Here is a 17,283-nt window from a genome sequence, read left to right on the forward strand (position 1 = left end):
GGCGAGTTCCTGGGTGCGGTCCTCGGCCCCGCCGCCCGCCGGGACGGTCGCCAGCCTGGCCAGTCCGCACGGCACGATCGGCAGATCGCGGACGGTGGTGAACACCACCGCCTCCTCGGTCTCGGTGCGCACGGTGGCGACCTCGGTGCCGGTCCTGACCCGGACGGTCTCGGGCTGCGGCGCGGAGAGCCAGAACGCGACGTCCGTGCGGGCGGCGGTGGGCGGGTGCAGCCGGACGCCGATCAGATCGAGGAAGGCCAGATAGTTCTTCTCCGGCACGCGGTTGAGGCGGTAGAGGAGCTGGTCGACCATCGTGGCGAACGCCTCGATCAGGGTCACGCCCGGATCGGAGACGTTGTGGTCGCTCCACTCGGGGCAACGCTGCTGGACGAATCGCTTGGCCTCGTCGACGAGTCCCTGGAACTTCCGGTCGTCGAGATGGGGGCTGGGCAGCGTCACGGGCCCGTTCCTTCCTCGTGTGCGGGGATCACATAGAACGGGAACACGAGGTTGCGGGGGTCGTTCGTGCCGCGCACGGTGTAGCTGATGTCGATGTACAGCACGCCGTCCTCCACCGCGTCGAACCGGACGTCGATGCCGACGACCTCGATCCGCGGCTCCCAGCGGTCCAGGGCGAGCCGGATCTCGTAGGCGACCTGGCCCGCGGTGCCGGCGTCGGCGGGGGCGAACACGTAGTCGTGGATTGCGCAGCCGAACTCCGGCCGCATGGGGCGCTCCCCCGGGGAGGTGGCGAGCACGAGCCGGATCGATTCCTCGATCTCCCGCTCGCCGCGCACCAGGGCGATGCTTCCGGTGGCGTCGGTGCGCGGCGGGAACGCCCAGCCCGCGCCGACGAACTGCTGTCCCATCAGCCGCTCACCCGCCGATCAGTACGGTCGGGCAGCCGGCGATGATCGGCGCCCCGCAGGCGGCGGTGTCACCGATCCGGGCGGCGGGCTTGCCGTTGATCAGGACCGTGGGACACCCCGGCGGAATGATCACGGACGGCGGGTGCACGGCGGGCGGCGGGAAGGCGCAGGCGTGGGTGGTGCCGACGGTGGCGGCGGGCATGCCCCCGATGAGGACGGTGGGCGCGCCGGGCGGGCCGACCGTCCCCGGGTGGCCGGTGGGGTCGCCGACGCGAGCGGCGGGTGGCATGGAGGTGGCTCCTTCTCGTCGTCTCTTCGTCGTCTCTTCGTCGTGTCGGGCTGGTGGTGTGTCAGTTGATCCGGACCAGGCCCGCGTTGATCGTGCAGGTCGCCCCGCCCTTGATCTCCGTGCGCGAGGTGCCGTTGACGGCGACCTGGCTGCCCTTCACCTCCACTCCCCCGCTGGTCTTGAGCCCGACCTGGCCGCTGCCGCCGTCCACCTGGACGCCTGTCTGGGCGGTCACCTTCACCGACTTGCCGGTCAGTTCGAGGGTGCCGTTGCCCGCGTCCATCAGGGCGCCGTTGCCCGCCTTGACGGTGACCTTGTCCTTGGCGTCGATCTCCACCGTGCCGTCGCTGTGCACGATGATCTTGGTGCCCTTGCGGTCGAGGTCGATGGTGAGTTTGCCGTCGCCGGTGACCATCCGTACGCCCTGCGGGCCGGAGGCGTTGTCGAGGAGTTCGAGCTGGTTGCCGCTGCGCGACGAAAACGACCGCCGGTTGACGGCACCGCTGGTCCCGTCGATCAGTTCGCCGCTCGCCGTGGACGGTTTGTCCTGCCCGTTGAAGAGGCAGCCGAGCACGTACGGGCGGTCGAGCCGGCCCTGTTCGAACCCGACCAGCACCTCGTCGTTCACCTCCGGGGCGAACGCGGCGGTTCCCTTGCCGTCCTTGCCGCCGCCTCCGGAGGTCTGCGCGCACCGGGCCCAGTCGCTGACGTACTCCTCGGACAGCCAGGGGAACTTGACCTTGACGCGGCTGAGTTTGTCCGGGTCCTTGGTGTCGCAGACCAGACCGATGACGACGCCGTCCATCTCGGGGAGCCGGCCTCCCCGGCCCCCGGCGCCGCCGGCCAGCGCCGACAGGGAGCGTTCCTGCTGGCCCGAGACGGTCACCCAGGTCTCGTAGCCGCGCTGTGCGTCGAAGAAGTGCCGGGAGGCGGTGACGGTGTACCGGCCCTCGAACGGGGCGCCGACCCCGGACAGCGCGACCGCGCCGCCGGCCCGGACATCGGGATTGCCCTGGATGACCGCCTCCATCTCGGCGAACGACCCGGCGATCCGCTGCGCCAGCGCCTTGGCGACCTGCTCGACGCGGGCCTGCGCGCCGTAGGTGTTGTCGGTGACGAGGAAGTCGGCCTTCCCGAAGGGGCGCGCCGCGTCCGCCGGGCTGATGCCCAGTTGGACGGTGTCCGACTTGCCCGCGTCCGCGGTGGCGACCAGGGCGCGCTTGGTCTTGGTGTCCCAGCCGCGCACCTGGACCTGGGAGACCTGGTCGGCGGCGGTCACCCCGGCGCGGCAGCGCACCAGGTTCTTCCCGAGTTCCAGCACGAGCGGGTCCCGGTCGGCGCGGGCCGAGGAGCCGGGCGCGTCGGACGCCTCGGTGGCCTTGGTGACGTGCAGGGCGCCGTCGATCACGTAGACCTGTGCTCCCGCGTCCTCGGCCAGGTCGCGGACGAACTCCCAGTCGGAGACGTTCGCCTGGGCGACGTGTTCGAGGACCGGTCCGGAGATGTCGATCGTCCCCGTCCCGAGCCCGGCGCGCTGGGCGACGCGGCGGCAGATGTCCGCGACGGTCATGTTCTGGTAGGCGGCGACCCGACGGCCCCGGAAGAGCCGGTGCGCCTTGTCCATACCGCGGACGACGGTGTACGTCCCGGTCTCGTCGAAGTCCAGCTCCAGTGCGGTCACCTCACCCTTGAGCAGCGGTTTCGGCGAGCCTCCCGCGCCGGACGCGACCAGCAGCCGCGCCTCGGAACCGATCTTGATACCGCCCTTGTCGAGCAGCACCCGGCTGGGGTCGCGGAACCGCAGGACGAACGTGTCGGGCAGCGTGCGGCTGTCGTCGACGTAGCCGTCCACCAGGGTGTTGATGAGGTCGGCGGGGAGCTTGGTCCCGCCGATCTCCACGACGAGGATCTTGGCGACGGTGTCATTGGCCATCAGAAGTCCTTCCGGCCGCCGGTGGCCGCGGACCCGTGCGCGACGGGCTCCGCCGTCCCGCCCGGCACCGTGTCCAGTTCGTCGACCGAGGGGAGCAGCAGTTCCCGCCCCTCGGCGAGCCGCATCGGATCGTCGATGCCATTGGCCTCGGCGATGGCCCGCCAGGCCGTCGCGTCCCCGTACTCGGCCCAGGCGAGGCCCTGCAGCGTGTCGCCGGCCCGGATGCGGTGGACCCGGCGGGCGGTGAGCGCCCCCGAGGTCGGGTTCTGGCCGGCCGTCTCGCCGCTGATCTCCTCCATCGTCACCTGGCACACCGCGCGGATCGGCACCCCGGACGTGGTGAACAGCGTGTACTTGACCTGGACCTGGCTGACGTAGCCGGGGAAGCCGGTGATGCCTCCCCAGTGGAAGACCACCCAGGGCGGCGACGACCGCTGCGCCTGCCGGGTCTCGTTGGTCGGCACGCAGCAGGCGAACAGGCTCTCGACGGCCTTGACGACACGGGTGTCCTGGGTGTCGCTCGCGTCGAAGAACATCTCGACGGTGAGCTTGCTGGGCTGCGGCCCCTGGTACTCCGGCGGGCCCGCGCTCTTGGCGCCCTTGGCGGGAGTGCGTTTCCAGGACGCCGACTTGCCCAGGCTGAGCTCCTTGGGATTGAACTGGAAGTCGATCCGGCCGCAGGGGCCACCGGGCGTGAGGCTGCCGCCCGAGGGCGGGGTGCGCAGTTCGAGGTAGGCGTGCTCCAGCTTGGGCCGCGCGTTGCCGCCTCCGGCCGCCGCCGACTTCGCGCCGCCTGCCGCGCTGAACGCCACGGGCCCGCTCATGCCCCGGGCTCCATCGTGTACCCGTGGTGCGCGATCTCGATGGTCTCCATGGCGACCTTGGGCGACTCGGGATTGAACGACGGCCCGGTCCAGCGCACCGGCACCACCTCCAGCAGCCCCCAGCGGGCGACCATGATGTCGTCGCCGGTACGGGCCTCGATGTGCGCGGTCTTGCGGGCGAACCCGGTGGTCATGCTGGCGAACCACTTGGCCACCTTCTGGGTGTCCTTCGTCAGCGGCCGGGAGAGTTTGACGTTGGGGTACTTCAGGCGCGTCGGCAACTGCCAGACGTGGCCGTTGTTCCCGCCCTCCTCGCGGGCTTCGAGCACCACCTCGCAGCCGAGCCCCTCACAGGTGTTGAACGACCCCAGCTCGATCCCGTCGATCGTGACGACGAAGCAGACGGTGACCGCCGGGTCCTGGGTCGTGGACATCAGATGCCCTGCCTTTCTGTTCTGTCGGTACCGCGTGCTTAGCGGGGGCTCTGTCAGTGCCGGGTGTTGAGCAGGCTCCCGGCGCGTTCACGTTCGATGCGCAGCTCTGCTCTGAGCAGCCTGCTGAGGGGGGCGAGCAGGGCTCGGACGAGTTCGTCCGTGACCTTGGGGGCGCCGCCCGCGCCGGACTTCCCCGGGGCGGCGGCCGAGGTGGAGCCGCCGTCGGCGCCGACCGTCGACGCCGGTGGATCGACCGGCTCGGGCTGCGCCGGCGGGTCGGGGGGCGGCTCGGTGACCGGTAGGCCGTCCGCGGCGCGTTGCACGGCGGGGGCGATGAACTCCACGGAGCCGTCCGACGACCACCGGGCCACCCCGGCGGCGACCGCCGCGGCTCCCGCGCTGTCGCCTGGCGGGGTGGAGACCGACGGCGCCTGTCGCCGGGGGGCCGGGGACAGGGGCGCCGTCGGCGTCGAGGGGTGTGCGGGCGACGGATCGACGCCGCCGCGCTCCGTCGCGAGCCGCTGCAGCGGGACCGCGGGGCCGAGGCTGTCCGAACCGTGAAACGCCCGGGTGGACGGCTGGCCGATGCCATCCGGGAGGGCGGCGCCGACACCTGGGCTGCCGGGGAATTCCGGGAGCCCGGGAAAACCTGGGCGGTCGGGCTCGCCGTAGGACCGGGCACGCGGGGCGCTGTCGGCGAGGGCCGCCACACCTGAGCCGACGGCAGACCGCTGCACGACGTTGCCGGAGGCGACGCCGGGGTACGCGCTGCCGCCGCCGGTCGCGGTGTGCCCACCGCCAGGGCCGCCGTGATCGCTGTGATCACCGTGATCGCCATGGTCACCGGGTGCCCCGAAGCCGTCGGCCGCGGCGTCGGCGGACCAGGCACGGCCTCCGGATCCGCCCGGCCCTAAGCCGGACATGCCGCGCTCGACCCGCTCCCATCGGACGGGGACCGCGGCCGGCGGCTCGGCGGTGACCGGCGCCTCCGCGGACCGGGCCGGGTCCGGCACCGTGAAGAGAGGCAGCGAGCGCTGCGCCACCAGCGGGAACACCGGACCCGCACCCCTGGCCGGGGCGGCCCCTGCGCCGATCCCCGCATCGAGAAGCGTGGCCTCGTCCACGGCGTCCAGCCGTCGCATCGGCATGGGCGTCGAGGCCGTCACCATCTCTCCCGGGCCAGGCGCCTCGGGCACCACCGTGTCGCTCACCGTGAGCGGTTCGGCGTCCCCGAGCAGCGGTGCCCGGTCCGCCTCCGCGAGCGGGGGCGTGGCCTCGGTCGACGGGGGTGCGGGCGGCGGGCCGCCGGGAACGTCGAGTCGCTGCACCGCGACCGGCCCCGGAACCGCAACGCCACCGGAACCGGCGGCGGGTCCGGAGACAGCGGCGGGTCCGGAGACGGCGTCCGAGCCTGGGCCTGGACCGCCGGCAGTGCTGGACCCGGTACCGGAGCCGAAGCCCGAACTTGATCCGGAGCCGAAGTCCGAGCTCGGTCCGAAGCCCGATCCGGAACCGAAGCTCGGTCCGGAGCCGAAGCCGGAGCCAGGACCCGAACTCGGGCCTGGGCCGGTGCCCAGAGCGGGTACCGGACCGAGTTGCACCGTTTCCGCGGCGGGGCCGGTCGCCGTCTCGGGCGAGAGCCCGGTGCCGAGGTCCACCGGGTCCGTGGTCAACGGCGGCGTGTCGCCGAGCAGCGGCGCGGTGCCCTCGCTCTCGGACGACGACACCCCGGGCTCGGCCGGGCCGGCGACGAGGTCCAGCACCGTCGGCGACTCCGGAGTGTGCGGGACGCCCGAGTCGTCAGGGGCCGCCGGTGTCTGAGGAACCTCCGCGGTTCGGGAGACGTACACGTCGGACGGGACGGAAGGGAACACGGCGGACCCGGCCGCCGGCGCCCCCGGGCCTGGCAGCGGCAGGGCGGTGGGCGGCAGCGCGGCGAGCGGCTCGCCGAGACCCCGATGACGCGGCCGCGGCGGGGCGGCCGCGACGTCACGCTGCACCGCGGGCTGCACGGCAGGCCCGACGCCCTCCATGCCGCCGATGAGCGGAGCGGTGGGGGCGGCCTGCGGTGTCTGGTCGGGGGCCGGGCCGGTGCGCGGTGCGGCGAGCGGGAGCGAACCCGTGTCCCGTGACACCGTCGGCGGGGCGGTGAGCGACGCTTCGGTTCGCTGGACGACAGCGCTCTCCTCGCCCTGCCCCGCGTGCGTGTCGGGTGCGGCGAGCAGGTCGGCGACGGGTTCGTCCGGGGCGGCCGGGGCCAGGGGGCCGGGGTCCGTGTCCGGGACGGGCGACGGAGCGACGGCCGTGAGTTCCCAGGCCGGTGACTCCGGTGACTCGGCGACATTCAGGGGGCGGATGGGTGCGGGGCCCGCGGGGGCTGCCGGGAGTGCCCGCATACGCATGACCGTCAGCGGAGCGGGCGGTGCCGTGTCCCGTGCCGCCGCCGGGCGGGTCAAGGGAACGGTCGTCCGCTGGAGTGGCGTCCGGGGAAGCGGTGCCGGTTCGGCCACCCGTACGCCGTCGGGGGCCGACGAGCCACGGCTCGCGCCCCAGTCCGGGTCCAGGGTCGGGGTCGGGGTCGAGGTCGGGCTCGGGCTCGGGGTCGGCGCAGGGTTCGGGTGGTGTGCCGTACCGCCGGCGGCCGGGGACACCGACCGGGAGACGACCGGGCCGGCCGATCCGTGCGGGTCACCGGACCGGTCCCCGGCCCCTGAGGCGACGGGTGGTGACGCCATGTCGGACCCGCCCGCCCACGCCTGGGCGAGATCGGGCTCCTGCGCGCCGCGCGATCCGTCGGATGCGTGCGCCTGCGGCCGGCTGCTCGTCCGCTGCACCGGCAGGGAGAGTTCCGCCAGCCCGTGGCCGACGCCGGACGGCGCCTGTGCGCTGACGAGATGGCCGAGCGGTCCGGTGACGGTCGGGTCCTGCCAGGTACCCAGCCGCTGACCGAACCCACGGGGGTCGGTGAGCAGCCCCATCGGCGCGCTCAGGGTCCGTTGCACGGGCGGCGCCCACTGCCACCCGCCCGTGACCTGCGCGTCCGTCGCCGCGTCCGGTCCGGGTGACGTCGTCCCGGCGTCGGCGCCCGCTCGCGTCCCGGGCTCCGTGGCGCCCCGCGAGCGATCACCGCTCCTCGTCAGCCAGGACAGCAGTCCCATCTCGGTGTCCTCTCACCGCCCGTTGAAACGGGCGATCTGCTCGACGTACCGCTGCCGTTCGGGGTGTTCCAGATCGAGCAGCTCTTCGAGCGGCCAGTGGAAGTGATAGGCGAGGTACGCGATCTCCTCGTAGAGACGCTCGACCGCGTACGTCACGATTCCCCCAGGCGGCCCCCGGCGAGGTCCACGGCGAAGTGTTCCTGGCAGGAAGGGCAGGTGACCGCGGCGCGCGTGTGGCCCTCCGCGTTGATCCGCCGGTAGAAGTCCTGGAGGAAGGCGAGGTCCGAGGCGAACAGGTCTTCCACGATGCCCGCGTGGACGTCCTCGATGGTGCCGATCCGGGTGATCACCCGGGCGACCAGGACCACCGACAGATACGCGGAGTTCTCCCGCACCCGGTCGTCCCGCAGCGGGATGAGCTCGTCCCTGGCGGTGGCCAGCCGCATCACACCGTGCCGGTGCACGGTGCCGGATTCGTCGACGTACCCCCGGGGCAGTTCGAAGGCGAACTCGGTGCGGAGCGTGTCACGCCCCGCGCCGTTCGCGCCCTCGCCCTGTCCCCCGGAGTGGTCCTGCCCCGGTACGCCCGGGAGCGGCTGTGCCGCCTGCCGCGCCTGAGAGGGCATCGTCTTACGCATCACTCAACGTCCATGCTCTCGTACGTGATCGAGAGCTTCTCGGTGAGGACCGAGGTGTCGCCCGCCTTGAGCGTGCCGATCTCCAGCGACTTCGGCCAGCAGTTGATCAACTGGTAGCGCTTGATCGCCATGCCCTCGTAGTCGTACACGATGATCGCGCCGTTCTTGCGGGCGTCGCCCATCTTCCCGAACCGGGACGACTTGATCCACGCCTCGAAGCTGTTGTCCTCGGTCAGACCGCGGGTGACGGTGACCTCGCCGGCCTTGGGGCGGCCCGGCAGCTTCTTGATCGCGTACTTTCCGTCGGTGGTGTTCTGCTTGAGCTCGATGACGTCCTGTTCCATCTTCAAGCCGCTGACCTCGGTGATCTGTTTGATCACCACGCCGTCGAATTCCAGCCCGAAGGAGTGGCCGACCGAGCTGTCGAGTTCGGGGAGTGCCATCCCAGCCTCCATGGGTCGTCTCGTGTGTGGAGCGGCGGGTCTTCCCCCGCCCCGGGACCGATCCGCGGGCGGCCCACTGCCGTCGGGCCGTCACCCGCCTGCCGTGCTGCTACTCGTCGACCGATCCCGTGCCGCCCGACAGCTGTGCCAGCCGGAACACCACGAACTCCGCGGGCTTGACCGGAGCGACCCCGACCTCGCAGATGACCTGGCCGGCGTCGATGCTCTCGGCGGGGTTGGTCTCCCGGTCGCACTTGACGTAGAAGGCCTCGTCCGGGGTCAGTCCGAACAGCGCACCCTTGCGCCACTCGTTGACCAGGAACGCCGAGATGGTGCGTCGGATACGCGCCCACAGGGCGTCGTCGTTCGGTTCGAACACGACCCATTGCGTGCCCGTCAGGATCGACTCCTCGATGTAGTTGAAGAGCCGACGTACGTTCAGGTAGCGCCAGGCCGGGTCGGAGGAGAGGGTGCGGGCGCCCCAGACCCGGATCCCGCGGCCCGGGAAGGAGCGGACGCAGTTGACGCCGATCGGGTTCAGCAGGTCGTGCTCGCCCTTGGTGATCTGCGTCTGGAGGCCGACCGCGCCGCGCAGGACCTCGTTCGCCGGCGCCTTGTGCACACCGCGCGACTCGTCGTTGCGGGCCCAGACCCCGGCTATGTGCCCGCTCGGCGGGACAAAGGAGTTACGGCCGACCGACGGGTCGAAAACCTTGATCCATGGGTAGTAGAGCGTCGCGAACTTGGAATCGAAGCCGGCCGTATCCATCCGCCAGTTCTTGATCTGCTGCGGCGACAGCCCGGGGGGAGCGTCCAGGATGGCGACCCGGTCGCCCATCAACTCGCAGTGCGCGATCAGGGCCTGCTGCACCGCGATGACGGTCTCGTCGTCGACGATGCCGCGCTGGTGGGCGCTCATCAGGTCGGGCACGGACACCATCGTGATCTCGTCGATGGCCTCCAGCCCGCCGAAGCCCGTCCGCTGGTCCGCGTCGCCGATGTAGCTGTCGGCCGACAGCTCCACCGCGCCGGACCCGGTCGGAGCGGGGGCCGAGCCCGCCTTGGCCGCGAGAACGACCGTACCGGCGTCGGGCTTTGTCGACGCGGCGGCCCGGCTGACCTCCTCCAGGGCGATGATCTGCGACTTCTCTTTGACCTTGGTGACGACGTTGTCCTTGCCGCGGCGGGTGGACACCGAGGGGTAGCTCTCCTTTTCCTCCCCGTCCACCTTGATCACGAGCTTGAACGCCTCGCTCGGCGGCGCCTCGCCCTCCGCGCCGGCGACCTCGACGGTGATCTCACCGGTGACGCCCGGCAGGGCCCGGACCCGGAAGCCGCCGAGCACCGCCTCGGCTGCGGACGCACCGTCCGCGGTCCCGCCGGCGGACCCGCTCGACAGTTCTCCCCCGACGCCGTTCCCGCTGTCTCCGATGCGGACGACGTAGCAGTTCCCGCCCCCGTTGGCGAAGTACCCGTACACGGCCGACGCCAGATAAGACCCCTCGACGAAGTCGCCGAAGGCACCCACGTACTGGCTCCAGTTGGTGACGAGCGTCGGCTCGTTCAGGGGCCCTTGCGGGGCGAAGCCGAGAAACGCGGCGACCGAGGTCCCCACTCCCTCGATCGGTCGTGCCCCGGCCTCCATTTCTTCGACATAGACGCCCGGGGACAGATACGACGGCATATCCACTCCTCCTTGACCTGCGGTCGAAGCTGAGTCTGACTCCGGCCCGCGATCACCTGGAACGTGTCGTCGTCCGCCGCACGGTGCACAGCCCACTGCCCGATCAGGCAGGCCGCCCTTCCCCTGCCCGTACCCACCCATCTCGTGTACGAGTAGCCACGAACCCGAACACTTGCGGCCATGAACGCGGCGCCGGACAAAAAGACCAGCGCGAGGACCAGCGCGGCACCGGCCCACCAGGCGGCCCCTGCCCAGGCCCGGGCCACGGTCGAGGAACCGACCTCGTCCATCGCGGTCTCCGGGCCGGAGAGCGCGCCGCCGGCGGGCCTCACCCCGCAGCAGTTGCGTCTGCTGCAGGCAGGGGCGGGGAACGCGGCGGTGGCCCGGCTGGTCGTGCAGCGCCAGGCGGCGGCCGCGCCTGCCGCGGACGCCCCGGCTCCGCCGGTCAAACCGCCGCCGTCCGCGTCGCCCGCCTTCCAGAACCTGAAGTCCGAGGTGCAGGTCAAGAAGACGGCGGCCTCCCGGCACGCTCCCGCCGCGACGGAGTCGAAGGCCGCGCAGAACGCCGCCGTCGCCCCGCCGGACGACAAGCAGGCCCAGGGCAAAGCCGCGCAGGCCGAGAAGATGAACGCCGCCAAGCCCGGCGTGTTCGACAAGGCCGGGTTCATCGCCGCCGTCAACCAGGCCATCGCCGCGCAGGCTCCGAAGAACCTCGACGAGGCCGACAACTTCTCCGGGTCCGGCAAGGCGGAGGCGGTCAAGGGCCAGGTCAGTGGTCAGGTCAGCCAGGGCAAGGCCGCCTCGGCCAAGGAGATCGACACCGCCACGAAGGCGGGACCGGACCTGTCGAAGGCCCAGGACAAGCCGGTCACCCCGCTCACCCCCGACGCTCCCCCGCCCGCCCCCGCCGCCCCGAACCCGGCGGGCGCGGTGCCGGCCACGCAACCGGACGCGGTCACCGACTTCTCCGGCGGTCCGCAGCAGGTCGACCAGCAGATGGCCGAGGCCGAGGTCACCGAGGACCAGCTCGCCAAGGGCAACGAGCCCCAGTTCACGGATGCCTTGACCGCGAAGAAGGAGGGCGAGCAGCACTCCGCCACCGCCCCCGGAGCGGCCCGCGGCGCCGAGGCCAAGCAGCTCGCCGCCGCCAAGCAGGGCGCGGCGGCCACCGGCGCCCAGGCCATGACCGGCCTGGCCGCCACCCGGACGGCCACCGGCAAGCAGGTCGACGGCGGCAAGGGAGCAACCAAGTCCGCCGACGAACGCAAACGCGCGGAGGTCACCGCCCGGCTGCAGAAGGTCTTCGACACCACCAAGACCGATGTGGAAAGCACGCTGTCGGGTCTGGACAAGCTGGTCGACGAGAAGTTCACCGCGGGCGAGAAGGCCGCGCGGGACGCGTTCACGGCAGACCACAAGCGCCGGATGGACGCCTACAAGGACAAGCGGTACTCCGGCTGGACCGGCAAGCTCAAGTGGGTCAAGGACAAGTTCGCGGGCATGCCGGAGGAGGCCAACCAGCTCTTCCAGGAATCACGCAAGATCTATGTCGCGCAGATGCAGCAGGTCATCTCCTCCATCGCCGACGTCATCGGCACCGAGCTCGGCAGGGCCAAGGACCGTATCGCCAAGGGCCGTGCCGAACTCAAGGCCGAGGTCGACCGACTGCCCGCCGATCTGAAGAAGTTCGGCCAGGACGCGGCCAAGGACTTCACGGAGAAGTTCGACGGACTGGAAGCCGACGTCAACGCGAAATCGGACCAGCTCGTCCAGGACCTCGCGCAGAAGTACACCCAGGCCCTGAACGCGGTCGACGACGAGATCAAGAAACTCCAGGACGAGAACAAGGGGCTCATCGCCAAGGCCAAGGACGCCGTCGTCGGTGTCATCCAGACCATCATCGAGCTGAAGAACATGCTGCTCGGTGTCCTGGCGAAGGCCGCGACCGCGGTGATGAACATCATCAAGGACCCCATCGGGTTCCTCCGCAACCTGGTCACCGCCGTCGCCGCCGGTCTCCACCAGTTCATCGGCAACATCACCGAGCACCTCAAGAAGGGCCTGATCTCCTGGCTGTTGGGCACCGCAGTCAGCGCGGGGCTGGCCCTGCCCGCCAAGTTCGACCTCAAGGGCATCATCCAGCTCATCGGCGGCATGCTGGGGCTGACCTGGGCCAACATCCGCGCCCGCATCACCCGCAAGGGCGTCCCCGACCAGGCGGTCACCGCGGCCGAACAGTCCGTGCCCGTCGCACAGGCCCTCCAGAAGGAGGGCCCGGCAGGCGCGGTCGAACACATCAAGGCCTCGGTGGGCGACCTGAAGTCCACGATCCTGCAGAAGCTGACGGCCTATCTGATCCCCACCGTCATCGTCGCCGGCATCACCTGGATCGTCTCCCTCCTCAACCCGGCGTCGGCCTTCATCCGCGCGGTCAAGGGCATCATCGACATCGTCACGTTCGTGGTGACCCAGGGCGCCCAGATCATGCAGTTCGTCAACTCGGTGCTGGACGCGGTCATCGCCATCGCCGGCGGCGGCCAGGCCGGCGTCCCCGCCCTCATCGAGGGCGCCCTGGTCGCCTCCATCCCCGTCCTCATCGGCTTCCTGGCCGCCCTACTGGGCGTCGGCAACCTGGCCAACAAGGTCAAGGAGGTCTTCCACGCAGTAGCCAAGCCGGTCAGCAAGGCGATCGACAAGATCGTGGACTTCATCGCGAAGGCAGCGAAGAGGCTGTGGGCGAAGCTCAAGGGCAACGGCAACGGCAAGGGCGCGGACAAGGGCAGGAACGAGCCCGGCAAGGACGGCGGTACCCCACAGCAGAAGGCGATGACCGCGAAGGCGGCGGCGACCGATGCCCGGAGCAGGCTGATCGCCGGCGCGACCCCGGATCAGATGCACGGCGTCCTTGAGCAGGTTCATCAAAAGTACGCGCCGCAGGGCCTCAAATCCCTGCGCATGGAGGACGTGGGTGAGCATCAGTTCCGTGTGGCCGCCAAGGTCAACCCCGAGGAGGAGAGCGAACTCATCCACCTGCCGGTCCAGGTCAAGGGTGACGAGCACGCCATGGGCTGGACCCCCGAGGAACTCCGGGTCTGGACCAAGGCTCAGGAAACGGCCAAGAAGGTCAGCGACGAAACGTCCGAGAAGCTGAAGAACACCCTGGAGAACAAGGCCGCTGCGGAGAAGCCGAAGCGGGAACCCGACCCCCCGACGTTCGCCCGCGGCGTGTTCAAGTGGACTGCCGCCGGCCAGGACGACGTCTCGGTGGTCAAGGCCGCCAGCTCCCGTCGGCTGAAGGATCACAGCGACGCGCACCAGGTGCGAGGCGCACACGCGGAGGAACACCTGACGCTCTACTACAAGAACAAGGATCTGCCGAGCATCCCGACCGACAAACAGCTCGTCCCGTCGATGTCGCTCCGTTACGAGATCAACAGGAGCCCGTGCGTCAACTGCGCCACCTACATCGCCGACTTCGTCGAGGACCTCAGGCCGAGGACGCAGAGTCTTTCCACGGTGGTGCTGGCCAGCGCGCTCTACGAGGGTTCCGTGGTGTTCACCGGGGAGATCAGACAGCGATACCGGAAGATCTTCGACGAGCTCATCTCCGCCGACGCGATACAGACCTTCCAGGAGTTCGAGGCGATCCAGAAGGCGAAGGCCGCCGAGAAGGGCAAGGAAGCCAAGGAACTCGACAAGAAGAAGATCTTCTCCGGCGTCCCGCGTACGCAGAAGGCGATGGGCGGCGAAACCGCGCGCCGGACCACGGAGTGGGACAAGGTCACGGTGCCCGACGACGTCCGCCGCGAATGGTTCCGGATCAGGCCGATGGAGGACCACGGCGTGGCCGGTCTGGCGATTCTGCGGGCCCACGGCATCACGGTCGAGGCACTGACCGCAGAGGAAGCAGGTGTCGACCGGTCCTTGACCGACGAGGAGAAGAAGGCGATGACCGAGGAGGACAAGGAGGCTCGCAAGGCCTTCCTCCTGGTGCTGAAGAGGAAGAACGACGAACTGCTCAAGGCGCTTGCCAGCGTGAAGAAGGCGGGCGTGGACGAGAAGGACGACTCCTGGGTGGTCAACCACGGCTACGTCGGAGGACGCTGACCGACTCGGCCATCACCCCTGCGACGCGAGGGTCTCCAGCGCGAAGAGCACCACGTGCTGCCAGAACATGGCCGGGCTGTCGAAGGACGGCGGATCGACGTCGCGGATCTCCGCGACCAGGCGGCGCACCTCGTCCCCGATCTCTTCCTGCGACTCGTCCTCGTCCGCGCCGTAGAGCAGGTCAAGGCCCTTGAACTTCGACCGGAGCTGGTATGCGGTCTCAAGGAATCGCTCCAGGGACGTATTGACCAGCGCAAACTTCCGGTCGCTGCTGCCCGGCTCGTACCAGTAGACGCGGTTGTCCGCCCGCGACATGCAGGCGAAACCGCCCATGCCTGCGGCGATCACGATGTCGTCCCGGACCTCCGGCGGGAACTTGTCCGGAGTCCCGGTATCGACGGCCTCGCTGATGGTCTGCGGCGGGTCGGTCCGGACGTTGCCGAAATACAGCTGGCCCAGGAGTGACTGGGGCATGCCGACCTCGGTCAGCAACCGCCGGTCTTCGGGGTTGGCGAAATGGCGCTCGGCGACCTCCGCCGGCATCGTCTCGACCCAGAGCGAGCCGAACGCCGACACTAATTCCGCATGCGTGACCATCTCTGGGCTCCTCAGTCGGCTTTCGCTCCGAATACCGTAGCAAGCATGAACGGGTTGATTCGGGTCAGGTGACGGCGAGAAACCTCCAGACCTCGGCACTCCTCTCGCCGGAGGCGTTCACATCGCGTCACAGGACGAGCAGGTCCACGTACTGGCCGAATTCGCTGGCCAGCGTCAGTCGGCCCAGTTTCTGGTATTCGCGTTGGACCGCGTGGATCAGCTGTTGCATGGTCAGCGGGGAGCCTGCCTCCGCGGTGAGGTAGGCGGCTGTGACGGCGATGGAGCGGATGTTGCCGCCGGCGAGTTCGAAGGAGGCGGCGCAGAAGGGGAGGTCGAGGTCGCCTGCGCCGGGGAGGAGGGGGGCCAGGCAGCGGTCCCAGAGGGCGAGGCGCTGCTCGGGGTCGGGGACGGGGAAGTCGACGACGAGGTCGAGACGGCGGGTGAAGGCGTCGTCGAGGTTGGCGCGGAGGTTGGTGGCGAGGACGGCGAGGCCGTCGAAGGACTCCATGCGCTGGAGGAGGTAGGCGCTCTCGACGTTGGCGTAACGGTCGTGGGCGTCCTTGACCTCGGAGCGTTTGCCGAAGATCGCGTCGGCCTCGTCGAAGAGGAGGACGCCGTTCACTCCGGCCGCTTCGGAGAAGATGCGCTCGAGGTTCTTCTCCGTCTCGCCGACGTATTTGTCGATCACGGTCGAAAGGTCGACGGTGTAGAGGTCGAGGCCGAGGTCGGCGGCGATGACCTCGGCGGACATGGTCTTGCCGGTGCCGGAGTCGCCCGCGAACAGGGCGACGACGCCCCGGCCGCGGGCCCCGCCGGGGCGCATCCCCCATTCGCCGAGGACACGGTCGCGGTGGCGGGCGCGGGCGGTGAGTTCTCGGAGCTGGGAGAGGGTGTCGGGTGGGAGGACGAGGTCGCCCCAGCCGACGGCGGGTTCGATGCGGCGGGCGAGGAGGTCGAGTCCGGCCGAGTTCTGGGCGCGGGCGCCGCGGCGCACGTGATCGGGGCGCAGCCCGGCGTCGTCCAGGAGCGCGTTCTGGGCGGCGCTTCGGGCTGCCCGGGTGATCTGTTCGGGGGTGAGGAGGAAGGGGGCCAGGAGGGTCGGGATGTCGAGGGCGGCGGGCACGGAGGTGCCGTACGCGGCCTGCCACAGCTCGGCTCGTACGGTCGGCTCGACGCGCGGGGCGCGCAGCAGCAGCGGCGGACGGGTGGACCAGGCGGCGTCCCACGGTATGCGGCCCACGAGGACGACGGGGACCGGGGTGTCCGTCAACTGCCTGAGCAGCGCGGCCCGTTCGCGTTCGCGGTCCCGGTCCAGGGCGTCGACCGGGGCGCAGACCAGACCGGCGCCGGTCAGCCGGGCCTCGCGTACGGCGGTGCGCACGGCGTCCACGGGGGCCGGGTCACGGGCGAGGCGGGCCAGGTCCAGGGCGAGGGCGGGGCGTCCGGCCAGGGCGAGAGCGGTCGCGGCGAGGGCCGGGCCGGCGCCGCCCTGGTCCTCGCGCAGGTAGGCGAGGGGGACCCCGGCCGCGAGGGCCCGGGCCAGCGGGGCGGCGTCGCCCACGCCGGGCACGGGCGGGGCCGGGGTCAGCAGGTCGACGACCCGGGGGTCGGGGGTGTCGTCGCCGAGCAGGTGCGCGGTGATCCGGTCCGGTACGCGCAGGGCGCGCCCGAGGAACGGGCGGTCCGGGTCGTCGATCAGCAGCAGGCCGCCGGAGAGCAGGGGTGCGGTGGCGCCGAGGCGGGCGCGGGCGGAGGCGTCCGCCGGGGACAGTCCGCACAGCGTCAGAGCCAGGCCGATGGAGGGGCGGCGCCGGGTGACGTCGTCGTTGAGATAGCCGTAGAACGCTTCGAACCGGGCGTCGAGATCGGGCAGCAGGGCGATGAGCAGGATCTCGACGTCGAGGTCGGTCAGGGCGAGGCCGGCCGTCAGGCGGCGCAGGCTGGTGGGCGGGTCGGCGGTGTCGGCGCGGGTCTCGGCCTCGGTGTGCCGGGCGGTGTCCGTGCGGTCGGGGGCGGCGGGCCGGGGCGGTGTGTTCAGGAGGCGGTCGACGGCGTCGTCGGTGAGGTAGAGGCCCCGGAAGGCGTCGTCGGGGTTGGGGTCGGTCTCCCTGCGGGCGGCGACGGCGCGGCGTACGCGTTCCTCGACGAGGACCACCCGGTCCAGCAGGTGGCGAAGGCTGGCGTTCTCGGCGATGGGGTGCTCCTCGCTCCGCTCGGTGGGTGCGCCGGGTGGGGTGCCGCGGGTCGTGCGTGGTCGGCCGCGCAGTCCCCCGCGCCCGTCGGGGGCCGCGGTGCCGCGTCTCGGCA

14 protein-coding genes are annotated in these 17,283 nt (G+C 71.0%); 1 reads left to right on the plus strand and 13 read right to left on the minus strand.

All coding sequences use genetic code 11. The features are described from left to right. The 11 genes from ACWD4O_RS45815 to ACWD4O_RS45865 all read right to left on the minus strand — a co-directional run. Positions 1-459 (minus strand): putative baseplate assembly protein (locus tag ACWD4O_RS45815; RefSeq protein ID WP_451289029.1); only part of this gene is annotated, 459 nt, incomplete at its 3' end. Next, positions 456-869: a GPW/gp25 family protein gene (locus tag ACWD4O_RS45820; RefSeq protein ID WP_103553588.1), complete on the minus strand. Its 414-nt coding sequence runs from the start codon at positions 867-869 to the stop codon at positions 456-458. The genes ACWD4O_RS45820 and ACWD4O_RS45815, both read right to left, overlap by 4 nt. Before the next feature lie 7 nt (positions 870-876). Continuing rightward, entirely contained in the window at positions 877-1,158 is a 282-nt protein-coding gene (locus tag ACWD4O_RS45825) for a PAAR domain-containing protein (RefSeq protein ID WP_351917968.1), read from the minus strand. A gap of 61 nt (positions 1,159-1,219) precedes the next feature. Next, the gene (locus ACWD4O_RS45830; protein ID WP_451289030.1) at positions 1,220-3,091 is read right to left on the minus strand and encodes a VgrG-related protein; all 1,872 of its coding nucleotides are present in this window, start codon (positions 3,089-3,091) and stop codon (positions 1,220-1,222) included. Beyond that, positions 3,091-3,915 (minus strand): CIS tube protein, encoded by an 825-nt coding sequence (locus tag ACWD4O_RS45835; RefSeq protein WP_451289032.1) that lies wholly within the window; start codon positions 3,913-3,915, stop codon positions 3,091-3,093. Before ACWD4O_RS45835 ends, ACWD4O_RS45830 begins: the two co-directional genes overlap by 1 nt. Next, the gene (locus tag ACWD4O_RS45840; protein WP_351917962.1) at positions 3,912-4,349 is read right to left on the minus strand and encodes a phage tail protein; all 438 of its coding nucleotides are present in this window, start codon (positions 4,347-4,349) and stop codon (positions 3,912-3,914) included. Before ACWD4O_RS45840 ends, ACWD4O_RS45835 begins: the two co-directional genes overlap by 4 nt. 53 nt (positions 4,350-4,402) lie before the next feature. Beyond that, positions 4,403-7,507, minus strand: a complete 3,105-nt coding sequence (locus tag ACWD4O_RS45845; RefSeq protein WP_451289033.1) for a hypothetical protein — start codon at positions 7,505-7,507, stop codon at positions 4,403-4,405. Between the two features lie 12 nt (positions 7,508-7,519). After that, positions 7,520-7,663, minus strand: a complete 144-nt coding sequence (locus ACWD4O_RS45850) for a DUF6760 family protein (RefSeq protein WP_351917958.1) — start codon at positions 7,661-7,663, stop codon at positions 7,520-7,522. After that, positions 7,660-8,145 (minus strand): hypothetical protein, encoded by a 486-nt coding sequence (locus tag ACWD4O_RS45855; RefSeq protein ID WP_451289034.1) that lies wholly within the window; start codon positions 8,143-8,145, stop codon positions 7,660-7,662. The genes ACWD4O_RS45850 and ACWD4O_RS45855 overlap by 4 nt, the downstream gene beginning before the upstream one ends. Beyond that, entirely contained in the window at positions 8,145-8,588 is a 444-nt protein-coding gene (locus tag ACWD4O_RS45860; protein WP_351917954.1) for a phage tail protein, read from the minus strand. The genes ACWD4O_RS45855 and ACWD4O_RS45860 overlap by 1 nt, the downstream gene beginning before the upstream one ends. A gap of 109 nt (positions 8,589-8,697) precedes the next feature. Next, a complete protein-coding gene (locus ACWD4O_RS45865; protein WP_451289035.1) occupies positions 8,698-10,272 on the minus strand; it encodes a phage tail sheath family protein in 1,575 nt (524 codons plus the stop codon). Between the two features lie 180 nt (positions 10,273-10,452). Here ACWD4O_RS45865 and ACWD4O_RS45870 point away from each other — a divergent pair, with 180 nt between their 5' ends. Further along, the gene (locus tag ACWD4O_RS45870) at positions 10,453-14,379 is read left to right on the plus strand and encodes a phage tail protein (RefSeq protein ID WP_451289036.1); all 3,927 of its coding nucleotides are present in this window, start codon (positions 10,453-10,455) and stop codon (positions 14,377-14,379) included. Between the two features lie 12 nt (positions 14,380-14,391). Here ACWD4O_RS45870 and ACWD4O_RS45875 read toward each other — a convergent pair whose 3' ends face one another. Both ACWD4O_RS45875 and ACWD4O_RS45880 read right to left on the minus strand, forming a co-directional pair. Further along, entirely contained in the window at positions 14,392-14,976 is a 585-nt protein-coding gene (locus ACWD4O_RS45875; protein ID WP_451289037.1) for an SUKH-4 family immunity protein, read from the minus strand. Positions 14,977-15,103: 127 nt separating this feature from the next. Then, positions 15,104-17,170, minus strand: coding sequence for an ATP-binding protein (locus ACWD4O_RS45880; RefSeq protein ID WP_451289055.1), 2,067 nt, complete (start codon positions 17,168-17,170; stop codon positions 15,104-15,106). Between the last annotated feature and the right edge of the window lie 113 nt (positions 17,171-17,283).

The sequence above is a fragment of the Streptomyces sp. NPDC002623 genome (assembly GCF_053592635.1).

Coding starts and splice junctions, on each gene's coding strand:
- ACWD4O_RS45820 (WP_103553588.1), bottom strand. CDS start 869: ATGGGACAGCAGTTCGTCGGCGCGGGCTGGGCGTTCCCGCCGCGCACC.
- ACWD4O_RS45825 (WP_351917968.1), bottom strand. CDS start 1,158: ATGCCACCCGCCGCTCGCGTCGGCGACCCCACCGGCCACCCGGGGACG.
- ACWD4O_RS45830 (WP_451289030.1), bottom strand. CDS start 3,091: ATGGCCAATGACACCGTCGCCAAGATCCTCGTCGTGGAGATCGGCGGG.
- ACWD4O_RS45835 (WP_451289032.1), bottom strand. CDS start 3,915: ATGAGCGGGCCCGTGGCGTTCAGCGCGGCAGGCGGCGCGAAGTCGGCG.
- ACWD4O_RS45840 (WP_351917962.1), bottom strand. CDS start 4,349: ATGTCCACGACCCAGGACCCGGCGGTCACCGTCTGCTTCGTCGTCACG.
- ACWD4O_RS45845 (WP_451289033.1), bottom strand. CDS start 7,507: ATGGGACTGCTGTCCTGGCTGACGAGGAGCGGTGATCGCTCGCGGGGC.
- ACWD4O_RS45855 (WP_451289034.1), bottom strand. CDS start 8,145: ATGCGTAAGACGATGCCCTCTCAGGCGCGGCAGGCGGCACAGCCGCTC.
- ACWD4O_RS45860 (WP_351917954.1), bottom strand. CDS start 8,588: ATGGCACTCCCCGAACTCGACAGCTCGGTCGGCCACTCCTTCGGGCTG.
- ACWD4O_RS45865 (WP_451289035.1), bottom strand. CDS start 10,272: ATGCCGTCGTATCTGTCCCCGGGCGTCTATGTCGAAGAAATGGAGGCC.
- ACWD4O_RS45870 (WP_451289036.1), top strand. CDS start 10,453: ATGAACGCGGCGCCGGACAAAAAGACCAGCGCGAGGACCAGCGCGGCA.
- ACWD4O_RS45875 (WP_451289037.1), bottom strand. CDS start 14,976: ATGGTCACGCATGCGGAATTAGTGTCGGCGTTCGGCTCGCTCTGGGTC.